General features: G+C 31.2%; 15 protein-coding genes and 2 pseudogenes. 3 read left to right on the top strand and 14 right to left on the bottom strand.

The annotated features are described in order from the left end of the window. The first annotated feature begins 46 nt into the window (after window positions 1–46). A complete protein-coding gene (locus ACJ6WR_RS03305) occupies window positions 47–484 on the top strand; it encodes a hypothetical protein (protein ID WP_039117147.1) in 438 nt (145 codons plus the stop codon). A gap of 230 nt (window positions 485–714) precedes the next feature. Here the strand turns inward: ACJ6WR_RS03305 and ACJ6WR_RS03300 are convergent, their stop codons facing one another. The 7 genes from ACJ6WR_RS03300 to ACJ6WR_RS03270 all read right to left on the bottom strand — a co-directional run bounded on the left by ACJ6WR_RS03300 (window position 715) and on the right by ACJ6WR_RS03270 (window position 8,729). Next, a complete protein-coding gene (locus tag ACJ6WR_RS03300; RefSeq protein WP_039117148.1) occupies window positions 715–1,284 on the bottom strand; it encodes a cysteine hydrolase family protein in 570 nt (189 codons plus the stop codon). A gap of 132 nt (window positions 1,285–1,416) precedes the next feature. Beyond that, on the bottom strand, window positions 1,417–2,658 hold the full coding sequence (locus ACJ6WR_RS03295) for an alpha/beta hydrolase-fold protein (RefSeq protein ID WP_409417043.1): 1,242 nt from the start codon (window positions 2,656–2,658) through the stop codon (window positions 1,417–1,419). A 715-nt stretch (window positions 2,659–3,373) separates the two neighbouring features. Next, window positions 3,374–4,018 (bottom strand): alpha/beta hydrolase, encoded by a 645-nt coding sequence (locus tag ACJ6WR_RS03290; protein ID WP_409417042.1) that lies wholly within the window; start codon window positions 4,016–4,018, stop codon window positions 3,374–3,376. A gap of 83 nt (window positions 4,019–4,101) precedes the next feature. Beyond that, window positions 4,102–4,428, bottom strand: coding sequence for a membrane protein (locus tag ACJ6WR_RS03285; protein WP_039112645.1), 327 nt, complete (start codon window positions 4,426–4,428; stop codon window positions 4,102–4,104). 103 nt (window positions 4,429–4,531) lie between these two features. Beyond that, window positions 4,532–5,791 carry a dihydroorotase gene (locus ACJ6WR_RS03280; protein WP_409417041.1) on the bottom strand — a complete coding sequence of 420 codons (1,260 nt, stop codon included), beginning with the start codon at window positions 5,789–5,791 and terminating at the stop codon, window positions 4,532–4,534. A gap of 129 nt (window positions 5,792–5,920) precedes the next feature. Beyond that, window positions 5,921–7,849: a BatA domain-containing protein gene (locus ACJ6WR_RS03275; RefSeq protein WP_409417040.1), complete on the bottom strand. Its 1,929-nt coding sequence runs from the start codon at window positions 7,847–7,849 to the stop codon at window positions 5,921–5,923. A gap of 130 nt (window positions 7,850–7,979) precedes the next feature. Then, window positions 7,980–8,729, bottom strand: coding sequence for a hypothetical protein (locus ACJ6WR_RS03270; RefSeq protein WP_409417039.1), 750 nt, complete (start codon window positions 8,727–8,729; stop codon window positions 7,980–7,982). Between the two features lie 153 nt (window positions 8,730–8,882). Between ACJ6WR_RS03270 and ACJ6WR_RS03265 the strand changes: the two genes are divergently transcribed. Continuing rightward, the gene (locus ACJ6WR_RS03265) at window positions 8,883–9,992 is read left to right on the top strand and encodes a lactonase family protein (protein ID WP_409417038.1); all 1,110 of its coding nucleotides are present in this window, start codon (window positions 8,883–8,885) and stop codon (window positions 9,990–9,992) included. 154 nt (window positions 9,993–10,146) lie between these two features. Here the strand turns inward: ACJ6WR_RS03265 and ACJ6WR_RS03260 are convergent, their stop codons facing one another. From ACJ6WR_RS03260 to ACJ6WR_RS03240, 5 genes and pseudogenes are all read right to left on the bottom strand, one after another. Then, window positions 10,147–11,499 carry a DEAD/DEAH box helicase gene (locus tag ACJ6WR_RS03260; RefSeq protein ID WP_409417037.1) on the bottom strand — a complete coding sequence of 451 codons (1,353 nt, stop codon included), beginning with the start codon at window positions 11,497–11,499 and terminating at the stop codon, window positions 10,147–10,149. Window positions 11,500–11,601: 102 nt separating this feature from the next. After that, complete coding sequence (locus tag ACJ6WR_RS03255; protein WP_409417036.1) at window positions 11,602–12,366, bottom strand: TIGR02757 family protein; 765 nt, start codon at window positions 12,364–12,366, stop codon at window positions 11,602–11,604. Continuing rightward, window positions 12,353–14,053, bottom strand: coding sequence for an LIC_10190 family membrane protein (locus tag ACJ6WR_RS03250; protein ID WP_409417035.1), 1,701 nt, complete (start codon window positions 14,051–14,053; stop codon window positions 12,353–12,355). The genes ACJ6WR_RS03255 and ACJ6WR_RS03250 overlap by 14 nt, the downstream gene beginning before the upstream one ends. A 1-nt stretch (window position 14,054) precedes the next feature. Beyond that, window positions 14,055–14,504 (bottom strand): annotated as a pseudogene (locus ACJ6WR_RS03245) (ABC transporter ATP-binding protein); the annotation flags it as partial. Window positions 14,505–14,720: 216 nt separating this feature from the next. Then, a pseudogene (locus ACJ6WR_RS03240) lies at window positions 14,721–14,933 on the bottom strand (ATP-binding cassette domain-containing protein); the annotation flags it as partial. A 269-nt stretch (window positions 14,934–15,202) separates the two neighbouring features. Here ACJ6WR_RS03240 and ACJ6WR_RS03235 point away from each other — a divergent pair. Further along, window positions 15,203–15,517, top strand: a complete 315-nt coding sequence (locus ACJ6WR_RS03235) for a hypothetical protein (RefSeq protein ID WP_086895188.1) — start codon at window positions 15,203–15,205, stop codon at window positions 15,515–15,517. Here the strand turns inward: ACJ6WR_RS03235 and ACJ6WR_RS03230 are convergent. Together ACJ6WR_RS03230 and ACJ6WR_RS03225 are read right to left on the bottom strand one after the other, a co-directional pair. Beyond that, window positions 15,507–15,809 (bottom strand): DUF6787 family protein, encoded by a 303-nt coding sequence (locus tag ACJ6WR_RS03230; RefSeq protein WP_039112657.1) that lies wholly within the window; start codon window positions 15,807–15,809, stop codon window positions 15,507–15,509. The two genes, ACJ6WR_RS03235 and ACJ6WR_RS03230, sit on opposite strands and share 11 nt — an antisense overlap. A 32-nt stretch (window positions 15,810–15,841) precedes the next feature. Then, window positions 15,842–16,273, bottom strand: a complete 432-nt coding sequence (locus tag ACJ6WR_RS03225) for a DUF6146 family protein (RefSeq protein WP_409417034.1) — start codon at window positions 16,271–16,273, stop codon at window positions 15,842–15,844. Window positions 16,274–16,916 lie beyond the last annotated feature (643 nt).

Raw genomic sequence — 16,916 nt, 5'->3', positions numbered from 1 at the left:
ATTCCTAACACAGTGTAATAATTGTAACAACTAATAAATAGAACATATGAAAAAAGTATTTTTATTTTCGATTATTATAGGTCTTACATTTTCTTGTGCTAAAAAAGTTTCTCAGGAAGAAACAAAACCTATTAAAGAAGAAGTTAAACCCGAGCGTATTGTAGGAGGAGATTCGGATGCACATGGATGTAAAGGATCTGCTGGTTATACTTGGTCGGTTGTTAAAAATGAATGTGTACGATTGTTTGAAGTAGGTACAAAGTTAGAGCATGCCAAAGATGGTAAAACGTATTCTACAGTTGCTTATGTTATTTTTGAAAAAGACGGAAACAAAGCCGAACTTTTTCTTGATACAGAAGATGGAACAATTATTTTAGAGCGTAAAGCCGAAGGAGAACCTTGGATCAATGGAGATTACGAACTAATACCTTGGAAAGGTTACGTACTCAAAAAAGCTGGAAAGATTATTTATACTGGCGAGTAAATTAAAAATATAACAAAGGCGAGAAGTAATCCTCGCCTTTGTTGTTTATATATAAATCTGTTATTTCTTTCTACCACAGATTAAAATGATTTTCAAAAATAATAGAAGGAAATCCGTTTTTATCCGCGTTTTCGCCGTAGCGAATCTGTTTTATCTGTGTCCTTTTTTAAGCAACAGGATTTTAGCCTTTGCATGCTTTGCGTAACTCTTAGCGATGCTTTGCGGTTAAATTAAATATTCTGCTTTATAAAATCGGTTGTTACTACTTGAGCAAATTCTTCGTTTAAACTGGCAAGAGCAGTTTCGTGAATTGTCTCGGCACTAAATTCCTGTCCATTCAATCCCTTCTTATTAAAAGTGGCAGTTGCATCAGAAATTAGAAAGGTATTATAGCCAAAATTCCCAGCCATTCTTGTAGTTGTCGAAACACAATGATCGGTTGTTAAACCTACAATAACAAGCGTATCGATTTTATCATCATCAAGTTGTTCTTTTAAATTGGTACCAATAAAAGCGCTATTTACATTCTTCTGAATTACGGTTTCTCCTAAATAAGGTTTTACAATATCTTTAAATGCATTTCCAGGATTGGTTTCATGGAGCAATGAATTGGGATTAGAGGAACAATGCTGAATATGGAAAATAGGTAATTTATTAGCTCGCCAAATTTCGAGAAGCTCACTTGCATTTTTTTCGGCATTTGGATTATTGCGTTCTCCACCCCAATATTCTATATTATCAAAACCTTTCTGGATATCAATTAGAATTAATGCGGGATTGTCAAGTTTAGATATTTTCATTTTTATAGTTTAGTTGATGTTGTAAAAAAGTGAAAAGTGAAAAGTGAAAAGAGAGATGAAAATCAAATTTTTACACAATAATGCCAACACTGTTTTTATCATTTTTTTAGTTTAAAAGGAGACTGTTATGCGTTATTTTCCTTTTTGAAGTTCTTCCAGTTTTTGTTTCGTTTCGGCACTTTCCTTGTTGATGGATAACGCTTTTTTGTAATTGCTTATTGCATTAGTTTTATCATTCACTTGTTTGTAATAATCTCCTAGAGAATCATATACATTAGCGCTTTCTGGATAGTTTTTTACATTTAGTTTGAAAAAATACTCGGCTTGAGCTAAGTTCTTTCTGCCTAGTGCCATATATCCACATTGATTAATAGGAGCTTCGGGAGGTGGTATTTTATGCCCCATTTTTTCGGAAACATTTTGATAATGTTTTTCAATTTTTGTAGGTAATGCCATCCCTGTTTCCATTAAATCAGTAATAGTCAAGTTCAGATTATAGAAATCAAAAATGAATCTAAGTGCGTCATATTCGGCAATAAACGGAACAGAACCATGACTGTCTTTATCATAATATTTGTATTCAAAGTGTAATTGGTTTTGTTTGTTCTTTTTTAAATCATTGGCTAAATCTAATATTGAACGAATGTGTCTTGTAACTTGAGTAGTATCTTTCTTTACTCTAAGAGTGTCCATTCCTGCTTCCATCGTGTTTGCAATACCTAAAAATAAACTAGTGTTTTTGAATTTTTTCTCAGCAAATGTTTTTTTGCTTTGACCTAAAAATTTCTGTTTGTCCCACCACATACTTGGGTCGATAGCAACATAAGAATTAAATAAATTAGCATGATTTGCAAGTGTATTTATAACTGTTAAACCGCCAAAAGAATGACCAATTAGCATTTTGTATGGAGCAGTAGGATAGTTGGTTTCAACGTATGGTATTAATTCTTTTTCAATAAATGCAATAAAATTTTCATTTCCGCCAGTAGTTTTACTCGCTTCACTAGTCATCATTGGTAAATCAGATTCAATGTGTGTAGGGGTTAAATCACGCGCTCTGTCAGTATTGAGTATTCCCACTACAATCATTTTTGGACAAATTGTGTTACCGTTCATGGTACTTAATTGCTCCGTCATACCAACAATAGAAGTGAAATGTACGTTTCCATCTAATAAATAAAGAACAGGATAATTCTCAGTTTTAGGAGCGCCTTTGGTATAACCATCCGGGACATATATCCAAACTTTTCGATCTTCATTAAGTATTTTAGAATGAATGGTTTCAATCGTACCAATAGTAATTTTGTTATCCGATTGTGCTTTTGCGAAAAAAGAAGTGCCAATAAAAAGCAGTGAAAATAATAGTTGTTTCATGGTTAGTTAAATCAGGTTTATCGAGTTAGTCTTATACTTTGTTATTTGTTACAAAGTATAATAGTTTAAAGATAAGATGATTTATTATTATATGTAAAAAGTGAGAAGTAAAATGTAAAAAAAAGCAAGAAGGTGAAATGTGTGTTGTAAAAAGGAAATGTAAAAAGTGAGTTTAAATTCCTATTCTTGAATTGCCTCCTGCTTTAGTTCGATGTCATTAAGTTAAGCTTTTTTGAACTGATCATGGTTAATTATTTTCTCGCAAAAGCGCAAAGATTTTAGGATTAAACTTGGCGGCTTGGCGACTTTGCGAGAGATTTATTCAGTACAGTATTAAAAGTTTTTTTCTTAACTTAATGGCATTGTGCTTTAGTTGGAGGTTTAAGAATTGTTTATAAATGTGGCTTTAGTCAAAATAACGGGGCATTTTGACTAAAGTCAATATATTATTACTCCAGCTAAGGCTGGAGACAATTCAAAATATCAAAACTGATATTAAAGAAAAAATAGAAGATATAATTTCATTAATAAATTTAGAATCCCTAAAATGAATAATATCTTCCAGTATTTTTTTGAAGTTTGGAAGTTCGGATTTTTAGTGTTTTTTATAAAAAGACCACCGGCAATTAATACTATTGGTAAAATAAAACCAATTAAACTTTCTATTCCCATAATTGTGTTTTGTTGTTACTATTTTTAAACTGAATTCAGTGAACTATTGAGCTAACCAATTCTTAAAATCAAAGAAATTTTGGGGAGCAACTCCATGTCCAACTGGATATTCTTTATAAGAAACAGGAATATTTAGATTTTCTAGAATTGCAGGTGTTTTTCTAGCCCAATCAATAGGGATTACCTGATCTACAGTTCCGTGAGAAGCAAATATTTTTAAGTTTTTGAAGTCGTTTTTCTCGTAACCATCTTTAATGATTTCATCATTAAAATAACCACTCATTGCAACTACTCTCTGGATTTTTTCAGGATAAGAAAGCGCTGTTGCATAACTTAAAATTGATCCTTGGCTAAAGCCAATTAAAGTTATATTGTTTGAGTCGATTGGGTAATTTGCAGTTAACTCATCAATGAAATTTGCAATTAAATCACGTGATGTTTTAGCTTGTTCGTTATCAGAGAATTTGTTTTGATCTGCATCAAAATTAATAGCATACCATGCATAACTACCATATTGTAAATCATAAGGAGCTCTAGCCGAAATAACATGATAATTATCAGGAAGTTCGCTGGCAAAAGAAAATAAATCTTCTTCGTTGCTGCCATATCCGTGAAGTAATAGTAATAGTGGGTTTTTGTCTAAGATAACTTTTGGTTCTCTTATTTTATATTCTAAAGATAAATTCATTCTTTTAATGGTAAATTGTGAGTTGTAAATTGTGAAATGCAGTTGTCGGCTCTTAGTTTATATCTGAATTTAAAAATCAAAGACTAACCGATGCTTTTAAACCATTTTTGAAAAAGTGCACCTACTAATGGTATTGGTTTTGTTTGCCCTTGTATAGCGCTGAAAATCCCGTATGTCCATAAAATAGAGATACAAATCCACATTGGGAAAGTAATCATAAAGCTGTCAAAGTTGCTTATGATAAGTCCGAAGGAGATAAAAGTTAATGATAACCCTAACGCCTGACGTATATGAAAAGAAGCAAAGCTATTTTTATTTTCAGAGTTCATCGACATAGCGATTAAAACACCAATTATTAATATATAGCTGGTTATAGCGGGAGTTTTTCCTTCTTCGATTGAGTTGTTCATTCTTGTGTTTTATTTTTGTTTTTTACCACAGATTATTAAGATTAAAATGATTCTTCAATCATCTATATAAATTAGAACTTAATTTTCTTAATCTCTTAATGGTTTAATTTTTTTTAAATACCAATTGATTCTGATTCACGATTCCGTAAACAGAACCTTTTAATTGAGCTCCCAAAAAGGCAGAATTTTTAGATTTAGATTGTATGTTACTTTTTGCGAAAACACTTTCTCCATTAGGATTAAACAACGTGATATTTGCTTTAGAACCTTCGGTAATTGTGTCGTTTTTAATACCAAAAACTGACTTTCCTAGAGTTAGTTTTTCGATTACAGTTTCTAGAGGTAATACAGTTAGCAAAGCACCAAAAGCACTTTCTAGACCAATTGTTCCGTTTTTCGCCATATCAAATTCCATTTTTTTGAATTCAATATCAATCGGGTTATGATCAGATGTAATCATATCGATAGTTCCGTCTAGAACACCATTAAGCAATGCTTGTCTGTCAGTTTCAGTTCGTAATGGAGGCGTAACTTTAAAACGGGTATCAAAACCTTCTAATTTTTCATCGGTTAAAACCAAATGATGTACAGCAACACTAGTTGTTACGTTTAGTCCTTTTGCTTTAGCATCTTTAATTAATTGAACCGATTTAGCAGTCGAGATAGTTGGAATATGAAGTTTTCCTCCTGTATATTCTAATAAAAATAAGTTGCGAACGATTTGTAATTCTTCAGCAAGATCTGGGATTCCTTTTAATCCTAATTTTGTTGAAACGATTCCTTCATTGGCAACACCATTTCCTTTTATATTTTGATCTTGCGAGTAAGCAATTACCAAACCATCAAAATCTTGTACATATTGCAATGCAATCTTTAGCAAGTTGGCATTGTCAAGGCTTTTATTATAATCACCAAAAGCTACCGCTCCTGTTTTTTTCATGTCAAATAGTTCAGCCATATCCTTTCCTTCGCTAGCTTTGGTTAAAGCTCCTATTGGGAAAAGTTCTGTAGCAAAACCATTGGCTTTGTTTTTTACAAAATTAACTTGTGATTGGTTATCAATAATCGGGTAGGAGTTAGGTTGTAAAGCAATGGCGGTAAATCCACTTTTTGCAGCTACATTTAATCCGTTTGAGATTGTTTCGCGATCTTCATAACCTGGTTCTCCAAGCGAAACGCTACTGTCAAACCATCCTTGCGAAATATGTAAATTGTCGAGTTTTATCTCTTCGGCATTTTCAGTATTAGGAAGCGAAGTTCCTATTTTTTCGATTAAACCATCTTTAATTAAAATATCTGCAGTCTTATTATGAAACGGACTTTTAGAATCTATAATTTTTGCTTCACGGATGATTATTTTCATATGTAGATAAATTTATTTTAATTGTAACAATTAAGTTTTAAAATAGTAAAGCTTAATTTATTTGAACCATTAAGGAATTAAGTTGATAAAGGAAAAACTTAATTTTCTTAATGTCTTAGTTGTAAAAAATTACTTCACAAACCTGATAATTGCCATTTCTAATGCTAAAAATAACAGTGCAAAGATAACAAACCATTTCCAAATTTGATTGTCAGTTCGTTCAGTTTGTAAGGTGTTAAAAATAGTCGAAATCGTATCGGCAGTTTTGTAATCAGAAACTAGATTTGACTTGACTTGACTTAAATCGCTTTCGCTTCGTTTGTAATTAAAACTTACGTTCTCTAATGCTTCTTTTTTATTGTAAATGGTATAATTACCAGCTTTTTCAGGATAATCGTTGAAAACGATTTTTACTTTATTATTTAAAATCTGTTGAATCGGAATAAATTGTTCATCAGTTCCTCGTACTTCCAGAATTGCATCTTTAGATAATAAAGCTTCAACAAAATAAGGCTGATTATTACCAATTGTTATTGCTACTATTCCAGATTTCTGATTGCTTTGTGCCATTTTATAAAAAACAGGAACAATTAAAGGTGATTGCTGAAAGTTAGAATTAATACTGTTTATAGGTGCTGAAAAAACGGAAACTGCCGAAACTTGATTTTGTATCGAAGTTAAAAATGCACTTTGATCTTCATAGGACAAAGCCGATGAATAAGAACTTGTAATAGGGAATGAACTTTTAGTTTTTGGATATTGAAAATTCTTGATTTTATTTTCGAAAACACCTGAGAATATAGGATGATCAAAGTTGATTTTGGTAATCAGTTTTTCTTTGTTTTCAAGTGAACCCATTTGCACTTTACCAAAATTTGATAAAAACTTATTTATATTGGCTACAGCCATTTTTTCTGATGGAATAACAATAACGTTTCCACCTTTGGATACAAATGATTTTAAAGTGGTTTGCAATGCTTGAGGAATTTCTTCTAACTCATTCAAGACAATTGCGTCTTGTTTATCCAGACTATTGTAATCAAGCGAACGTATATCAAAATTATGATAGTTGAATTCTTCAGATGTATAAATTCGAGATAAGAAATTGCTTTTTGCAGGATCTCCAATACTAATAACATTGGTTTTTTTAGGGTCAGAAATACTAAAATACAATCTATTGTCGTATTCTAAACCATTGTCTTCAATAGCTACATAGCCATGAAAAGCTTGTTTAGGAATGGTAAAATTAACTTTCTTCTTTTTAGTGTCAAAGTTTACAATGGTTTTAGCTATTAGTTTGCCATTGTTGAATAAAGACATAGAAATAGGTTTGAAATCATCACCATATCCAGATAAATTAATACCTATATCATAAAAGTTATCCAAGGTTTGATTGATAAAAACGCTATCAATCGCCACATTATTTTTTTGCTCTGCTTTTGGAATTATAAAATACGGAGCATCTTCAGTGTTTATATTTTTTAATTGTTTTTCGTCTAGTCCAACGGCATCTGTAATAATGATGATATCTTTTTTAAAGGCCGATTTGCGAGCTTTTACTTTTGCCATTATATTGTCCAGCTCAAAAGGAGTTGCGCTATAATTTAGACTTTGCAATGAGTTACGAACTGATTTTATGTCGGTATTCCAATAATTATCAGTGTTAGTCAATAAAGAAAATTGAGCATTTTCGGGCGTATTCTCTAATAATTCCTGAACGGCACGTTTTAGTAGTTCGCCTTTTTTGCCTTTAGCCTGCATACTAAACGAGTTATCTAGAATGATATACATTTCGTTATTGGTATTTTTACTGTCTTTGGCGGTAAAAAAAGGTTGAGCAAAGGCAAGAATAAGGCAAGTAAGCAACAATAATCGAGAAGCTAGTAATAGCCATTTCTTGATTTTAGAACTTTTTCGGGTTTGAATAGAGAGTTTTGCTAAAAGTCGAACATTGGTAAAATAGGACTTTTTAAAACGGCGTAATTGAAATAAATGAACCAAAATAGGAACAATCAATAAGAACAGAAAGTATAAAATTTCGGGATGTTTAAAATGCATTCTAAAGTTTAGTTTATTTCACTACGTTTTATTTTTCGCGAAGATGCTGGTCAAAAATACAAATTTGTTTAGAGTTAAAGGTTTTAAAGATTATTTTTTATTGAAAATAAGTATGTTGCTCAGTTTTTATCTAATCAAAAAAAGCAAAATCTCCCACATTTATATTACCTATTAGGTGGTTAGTAAATTCTTTTTTTGCAATATAAAAATATCCTTCAAGATGAGGCATTTTATCTCCTTTTTTTATAATAGAATTATCTTTGTCAACTTCTATAACTATAGTATTACTTTCATTATTTAAAAAAGTGCAATATTTTAATAACTTATCATCATTTACCCAAGTATAAAAAATTATATTTTTAGAAAACACTTTGCTTTTGGTTATAATTGGTTTGCCATAATCTGAGATTAATAAATGAATGAATTTGTTTGAATTTTCTAAGCTAATTTCATCAATTAATCCACTCACTAAGATTAGTTTATTGTCTAATGTAGTCAGTACGTTTATAGCTTGAAAAGGAAATTTTTCATATACTGCTACGGTATCTATAGAAGAGTAATTCTTTTTAGTATATACAATCCATTTTGAAGTTTTGTTTTTTGTAAAATTAGAATTATCAAGCGTACCATCATCGTTAATAAATAGTGTGTCTTTCTTAATTAATTGCGTATGTAAATCAATCCCTAAATTATTATTTATAGGGATTTCATAATATTCGGGATTATTTTTCAACTTATATTTTTCAGGAAAAAAAACGGGAATGTTCAAATCAAATATTTTATTTTTAAGATTTAAAGGCTTTTCTCCAAATATTTCTGGTTGTTGAGCATTGCAACTAGAAATAATCATAAGTAATAATAAAACTGAAAGTTGTTTCATTTATAATGTTTTGATTTAAAATAAAAAAGAAGAATATTCTTAATTAAAAGCAAAAGTACAATTTAATTTTTGAGATTCCATTTGTTATAAAAAAAACAATCTCTATTGATAATATTGAGTATTTTAGCATACTCAAAAAAACATTTTTATACTATGAAAAGAACATATATACTACTTTTAGTGGCTTTTGCTGTTACAAATTTAAAGGCGCAAAACAAAGTTAATTTATTAGTAGGAACGTACACTAATAGTTGTGATAGCAAAGGTATTTATGTGTATGAATTCGATACTAATTCGGGTGAATCTAAATTAAAAAACACGTCAGAAAGTACCGTAAGTCCAAGCTATTTATCGGTTTCTGCAGATAATAAATTTATTTATGCTGTTAACGAAAGTGGAGCAGAAAGTACAGTTAGTGCTTTTGGATATGTACCTGTATCAGGAAAGGTTACTTTTTTGAACAAGCAAAAAGCAATGGGAGCAGATCCATGTTACTTAATTAATGATGGAGAAAATGTAATTACAGCTAATTATTCTGGAGGAAACATCTCAGTATTTAAAAAGACTGCCGAAGGAATTTCGGAAGCAAAACAAGTGATTCAACATACAGGAAAAGGAGTTAACCCACAAAGACAAGAAGGCGCTCACGTGCATATGGTTTATTTTTCGCCAGACAAGAAATATGTTTTATCGAATGATTTAGGTCTTGATAAAGTTTTTATCTACAATTACAATCCAACTTCAAAAGATAAAGTCCTTACCTTAAAAGGAAGTGTTGATGTAAAAGCAGGAAGCGGTCCAAGACATTTAACGTTTAGCAAAGACGGGAAGTTTGTGTATTTAATTCAGGAATTAGATGCTACCTTAACTACGTTTAGTTATGATAAAAACGGAAGTTTGAAATTAATCGCTGAAACAAATATTCTTGCTAAAGATTTTAAGGGAGGAACAGGAGCAGCAGCTATCAAAATTTCGCCTGACGGTAAATTTTTATACGTATCTGATCGTGTAGATGCTAATAATATTTCAGTTTATAAAATTCTTAAAAATGGAAAAATTGAATTAGTAGAACAAGTGAGTACATTAGGAAAAGGACCAAGAGATTTTTCTATAGATCCTACAGGGAAATTCCTTTTGGTAGGACATCAATACACCAATAATATTGTAGTATTTAAAAGAGATAAAGCAACAGGAAAACTTACAGATACAGGAAAGAGAATTGAGTTGTGCGCGCCAGTTGGTTTAGTTTTTACGAAGATTTAATTAAAGGTTCAAAGGTTCAGAGTTATAAAGGCTCAAAGGTTTCTCTATCTTGTGAGTAAAATATAAAAAGAAAAAAATCCAATAAAAAAATTCCAAATTCCAAGCGTAACAGCATTGGAATTTGGAATTTTTAATTTTTGGAATTTAAGAAAATCTATTTATTCTTATCTTTTCTTTTCTTATCTCTTGTTTTTAGCATGTTTCTGTTAACAGATCCGTGCGTTTTCTTTTTAGTTTTAGAAGGACCTCCCAAGTTGATTTTCTTGTTCTTTTTGGCTTTATCATGAAAAGCTCCGTCACCATCTAGTTTTTGTTTTTTCATCAAGAACTTAACGGGTTGTCTGTCTTTTTCAGGCTCAATTAGTTTAATAGAAACTTCTACTTCTTCAGGGAAATCGGCAATTTCAAGTTCTCTGTTCATTAAAACTTCTACTTCTACTTTAAACTCCTCTTCACGTGGCGTGATGAAGCTTATTGCAGTTCCTGTTGCATCGGCACGACCAGTTCTACCAATTCTGTGCATATACAATTCTGGGAATTCAGGAAGTTCAAAGTTTATAACGTGAGTAATATTAGAGATATCTAAACCTCTCGCCATAATATCGGTAGTTATAAGTCCGCGTAGGTTTCCTTCTTGGAAAGAAGCCATCGTGCTCAAACGATAATTTTGTGATTTATTAGAGTGAATTACTCCAAACTGACCTTCAAAATCTTCTTCGATACGGTCATGAAGCATATCCGAAATCTTCTTATTGTTTACAAATACCAGGACACGACTCATGTCTTCGTTAGTTTGTAATAAGTGTTTCAGTAAGTTTACTTTGGTATTAAAGTTAGGAACGTTGTATGTAATTTGCTCAATGTTCTCTAAAGGTGTTCCAGATGCTGCAAGTGTAACTTCTTCAGGGAAATCAAAAAAGTCATTTAAAACCGCATCAACTTCATCTGTCATCGTTGCAGAAAACAATATGTTCTGACGTTTGGTTTTCATCATTGCCAAAAGTGCTGTTAATTGCGTACGGAAACCAAGATTAAGCATTTCGTCGAACTCATCAATAACTAGTTTTTGAGTTTCATCAAAACGAACCACTGCATCTAAGGCTAAATCCATAGTTCGTCCTGGTGTTCCCACCAAAATATCGATTCCTTCGTAAACAGCTTTCTTTTGTGTATTTATATTTACACCACCAAAAATACCCAATGTTTTAACCGACATGTATTTGGTTAATTTCTCTACTTCTTCTACAACCTGAACTACTAATTCACGTGTTGGAACAAGGATTACAATTTTTGGCGTATTGGTTGGAGTAAACTTGTATAGTTTTAATAAAGGCAATAAGTAGGCAAATGTTTTACCTGTACCGGTTTGTGCAATTCCCATCATATCACGACCGGACATAATTACAGAAAAAGATTTTTCCTGGATAGGAGTAGGCGTAACGAAGCCTAATTCATCGATTGCTTTTTGTACGGATTTAGGAAGATTGAATGTCTCGAAAGTGCTCATTTGCATTAAATTTTGTGCAAAGGTACATTAAAATCATGGTTAGTTCACTAAATTCTTGGAATCATCTAATGATTTAGTAATATAACAATCTAATTATCAATCTTAAAAGCCTTCAAAAACGCCTAGTCCAAATAATGCAAAATCGTATTTTACTGGGTCAAGTGGGTCCATTTTGCGGAGATTTAAATCTAGTTCTGCCAGTGCTTTACCATCGTTTTGCTTTCGCGAAAGCAGTTCTAGTTTACGAGCGACATTTCCAGAATGTACATCAAGCGGACAAGAAAGTTTTGCAGGCGAAATATTTTTCCATATTCCTAAATCTACTCCTTTTGTATCTTGGCGAACCATCCATCTTAGGTACATATTAATGCGTTTGGCTGCCGAATTGTTTAAAGGGTCTGAAATGTGTTTTTGAGTTCTTTGTAAATGATCGATTTCAAAAAATGCTTTTTTAAATTCGTGAATGCTTTTTTGTAAACTATCTTTTTCCTGATTTTTAGAGAAAATAGCTTCTAAGCCGCCATGATTTTTGTAAATGTGCTGCAATCCTTTTATAAAACTTCCAAAGTCTTTTCCGTTGAAGGTGCGGTGCACAAAATTTTCTAATCTTGCTATGTCTTCATCGTTGTGGTTCATGATAAAATCGTAGGGAGTGTTACCCATTAATTCCATCATTTGGTGTGAGTTTTTAATAATCATTTTTCGATTTCCCCACGCAATTGTTGCACTCAGGAAACCTGCAATCTCGATGTCTTCTTTTTGTGAAAATAAATGCGGAATCTGTACCGGATCACTTTCTATAAAATCCTGATTGTTATATTGTATGACTTTTTCGTCAAGGAAATCTTTAAGCTCAGTTTGATTCATTTGATATGTTTTTGGCGTAAAAGCCGTCTTTTAAATTAGTTGTTCGCATTTGAGGTTTTATCTTGTAATAAGCCTCAAAATATTTAATCTGTTCTTTATTAACGCAAGGTATTAGACCATCTCCGGTTCCCCAGAAAAAAGAATTATCTACAGGAGAATTGTATCGTAAATTGCCATTAATGATAGGTTTATATTCGGTATCAAATTTGGAGTTTTTATATGGATAAACGATGTTGCTTATAGAGAAGGTACTATTACTCGTTAAAAAAGTATTTGTTGTAAATACTTTTAAATTAATTGGAAAGATTACAATAAATGCCAGTATTGATAATGATATATAAAGAACAACAATAATCCTGTTTTGATTATTAAGAATAAGACTCGCTATTAGAAATGAAAATAGCAGTATAAAATTCATGAAGAATCTATATTGTGGTGAAGATAATAACAGCAATATTATTTGAAAAACAAATATGCCATATAAAGCCCAAAATGTTTTTTTATTGAAAAATTTAAAGATAAAAAAAGGCATGATTATAAGTAATAATACAATCAATTTATTAAATAAGCCATGTAATGCGGGTCTTGAAATCCATGTTTTAAAGATTTCGAATACACTCATAGTATCGAATTCATTCTGTGTAATCGAAAAAGCTGCCCGTTTAGTTTCATCATAATAAAAATGCGCCATTGATACAGGAATTTGAAAATCAAAATGGAATATATTTAGTGTTATAGGGAATAAAGGATATCCGCTAATAATGGTGTTTTTTATTAAAAATAAAAAGAAAACAAGTATTCCAATGCTTAAGGGTTTTGCTATTCTTGGAATTAAAATTTTGTAGTGTTTTATAAATAATAACAGCGGAATCAAGATAAGTGCAATTGCTGTTGTTTTAATATATATCGCAAAAACAACTAGAATAAAAACGGTGTTAAATGTCCCAATATTAAGATTTTTATAGCTGCTTAAGAAGCTGAAAAAGATAATCAGAGATAAGATATAAACAGGTAAATCGGGGGAAGGAGAACTAATAAAAGAGAAAAAGAAAAGATTTGCCAAAGGCAGCAACCCAATTACTAGGTAATTGATTTCTTTATTCTTGAAATAGGAATTGAGATGTAAAATGGCATAAATATTCCCTAGCAAAAGACAAAAGCCACTTAAATCATTAAACTTATCATACAAGAATGAAAAATTAAATGCACTTTGGGTAATATGCCAACCACTTGTTTGGGCAAGAAAAAGATGCAAATTGGCAAGACCTTTTACAAAACCATATTCATTAATCCATTTAATGGTTTGTATGTAATAAGATTCATTATCTATTATGTAAGGAATTGATGCACATTGAGCTAAAATTAAAAGAGTTATACTAATTAAAGCTATTTTTAAGGATCTATCTAAAGATCGTAATTCATTAAAAAATGAGGTGTAAATAACTTTAATTTCCTTTTTTAACTTTAGGCAGATTCCAATATTTGCTATTAAAAGAAAAAGATGGAACTCAATATTTATCCTGCCAAAAATAGCCCAAATACTCGCAAGAATAGTTGCTGTAAAAAGACCTAGAATAGAGAGAATTACAAAGTTTGAATTCTTTAATCGTAGAATCTTATCAGTTTCTAAACCAAGATTTATGGTTGTGAAAAGAATATAAATCCAGCTTAAAAGAATTAAAATCATTTTAGGATATTATTTGCCCATCCACCATTACTAGTTTTCTATCGGCCATATTAGCAAGTTCTTCGTTATGTGTTACGATAACAAAAGTTTGTCCAAATTCGTCACGAAGCTGGAAGAATAATTGATGTAAATTCTCTGCAGAATGAGTATCTAAATTCCCTGAAGGTTCATCGGCAAAAATAACATCGGGTTTATTGATTAGAGCTCTGGCAACTGCAACACGTTGTTGTTCTCCACCCGAAAGTTCATTTGGTTTATGATGTATTCTGTGAGATAAACCTAGATATTCTAAAAGTTTTTTAGCTTCTTTTTCTATTTCGCTTTTAGATTTATTGGATATAAATGCGGGAATACAAACGTTTTCTAATGCTGTAAATTCAGGTAATAGTTGGTGAAACTGAAAGATGAAACCTAAATTAAGATTTCTAAATTCAGACAATGTTTTGTCTTTTTTACTTTTCTCTTTAAAATATCTAAAGTAATAAATAAATAGAGATACTATTGGTAAAAATATTGATACTAAGGTAACTGTTCCAAGCAAATCATCTCCTATTTTTGATCTAAAAAATAATAAGTATATGGCTAAAACTACAGCGTAAATTCCTCCTATCCAAGTAACAATTTGAAGTCTTTTTTCTTGTTTCGAATTATCATTTTCTACATCCTGAAGTGCTAAAATATTCTCGCCATTTATAGTTAGAGATGATTCTTTATTTCTTTCAGGTTTGTCTAATGTTCCTAAAATTTGTAAAAGTGTTGTTTTTCCTGCTCCAGAAGCTCCAACGATAGAAACAATTTCTCCTTTTTTTATATGCAAATCAACTCCTTTTAAAACTTCAAGTTGATCATAGAATTTATGTATATTTTTTGCCTTTATCATTACGAAACTGTTTTTACAAAGAAACAAAGATTCTACCGATATAAAAATGTGTTGTAACAGAATTTTAGGAACATTTTTTGGTAAAAGTAAATTGTGAAAAAAGGGAAGAGGATTCTAAAAAAGGAAATCTCTTTTTTGATGAAGATTATTTTAGGAATGAAATTTGATTAATGGTTACGGAATGATAAGTTTATTCGAAAAAAAATAAATAGACAATCTGTTCAAAATGAATTATATTTGAAGTAACTCAGGTTTTAATATATATTAAAATGGAAGAAAAAACACTTGTGAAAGACGAGAGAACAAAAAAACTTTTATTAGGATTGCTTTTTGATGCAATCGGAATGGTAAGTTTTACAATTCCTTTTTTAGGGGAATTTGCCGATGTTATTTGGGCGCCACTAGCTGGTTTCTTAATGACTTATATGTATAAAGGTCGAGTAGGGAAGGTGGCAGGAATCTTAACTTTTGTCGAAGAGATACTTCCGTTTACAGATATTATCCCATCATTTACCCTAACATGGATTTATACTTATTTTATCCAAAAGAAAGATAAGCATATTGATAACGATATTATTCTTTAAACAAGAATCCTAGTCCCATATTCTTAAGCATTTTTTTCTCGAAGTTCCAGAAAAAACGGAATTGCCCAAAAATAGCTCCTATTGCTACAAGTAATACTTGGTAGATAGGGAAAATAATTATTAAGCGGATAAGGGTAAACCAAAAGCCAAAATCTTCTTTTGTAATTCCTAACCAAACGCAAAAAGGTTTTGATAACCATGCCGAAGTAGAACCGGTTATAGCAAATACAATAAATATGATAGTGAGTTGAAAATTAGAAGTAATCCCCCAACGTTGTTTTAATTTATTCATTTCTATTTATAATGAATACAAATATAGTAACATTATCTTGATGGGACATATCCTGCTAGCTTTTGTTTGTAAGTATTTTGAAAATAAATCATGTAGTTGTAAATTAAGTAATTTACCTCGTATCCATAATTAATTGTAGTGTCGTAATCAATTCTCATTTCGTACAAATTGGGACTGAAACGCTGTGGTTGTAAAACCCTGTTATTCCATTCACGTACATATTGTTGGTTTTTATTTTCAAGATAAGCTTGTGAATAATAATTTCGAGGTAATGCAGTAGAAGCTAGCCAGGTACTAAAATCGTTGTCTATTATAATTACTTCATATTCTAAATCGTCGTTTGCAATGCGAACTGTATCATTTACCGATGTAGCAGGTTGTTTTGTAATGGCCATACTTGTTTTTTGAGTAGAACACGCAACAATAACAAATAGAACAAGCAATATGTAGATACTATTTTTCATGGCTTAAAAATGAGATATAAATTTACAAAAAAATCAGCGAAGGCTTTTTTTATTTAACAGTTTTTTCAAGAGAGGTTCTCAGGAGCTAAGGTTCAAAGGTTTTCTGTAGAGACGCACCGCAGTGCGTCTAAAAGGTGCAAAGAGACAAAGGTTTTTTAGGAAGGTACTAAGGTTCAAAGGTTCAAAGGCTTCTTGTTGGGGTGTAATTGCATATCTTTTTAGGTTCAAAGGTTTTCTGTAGAGACGCACCGCAGTGGGTCTAAAAGATTCAAAGAGACAAAGGTTTCTTGTTGGGGTGTAATTGCATATCTTTTTAGGTTCAAAGGTTTTCAGTAGAGACGCACCGCAGTGCGTCTAAAAGGTGCAAAGGGACAAAGGTTTCTTGTTGGGGTGTAATTGCATAATTTTTAGGTTCAAAGGTTTTCAGTAGAGACGCACCGCAGTGCGTCTAAAATATTCAGAGACACAAAGTTTTTTGCAATAGGCTTATGTATTAAGAATGAAAACTTCAATAAACATACTCACAAAAAAAAGCTGTTTACATTTATGTAAACAGCTTTTGATTATTTTTTTAACTTAGAATTTAGAAACTTTAAACATACTGAGTTGCGTCTCTACAGAAAACCTTTGCGCCTTTGCGCCT

Source organism: Flavobacterium sp. PS2 (assembly GCF_046250155.1).
GTDB lineage: Bacteria > Bacteroidota > Bacteroidia > Flavobacteriales > Flavobacteriaceae > Flavobacterium.
Note: the sequence above shows the minus strand (reverse complement) of the source record. Positions and strands in the feature narration are given on the sequence as shown.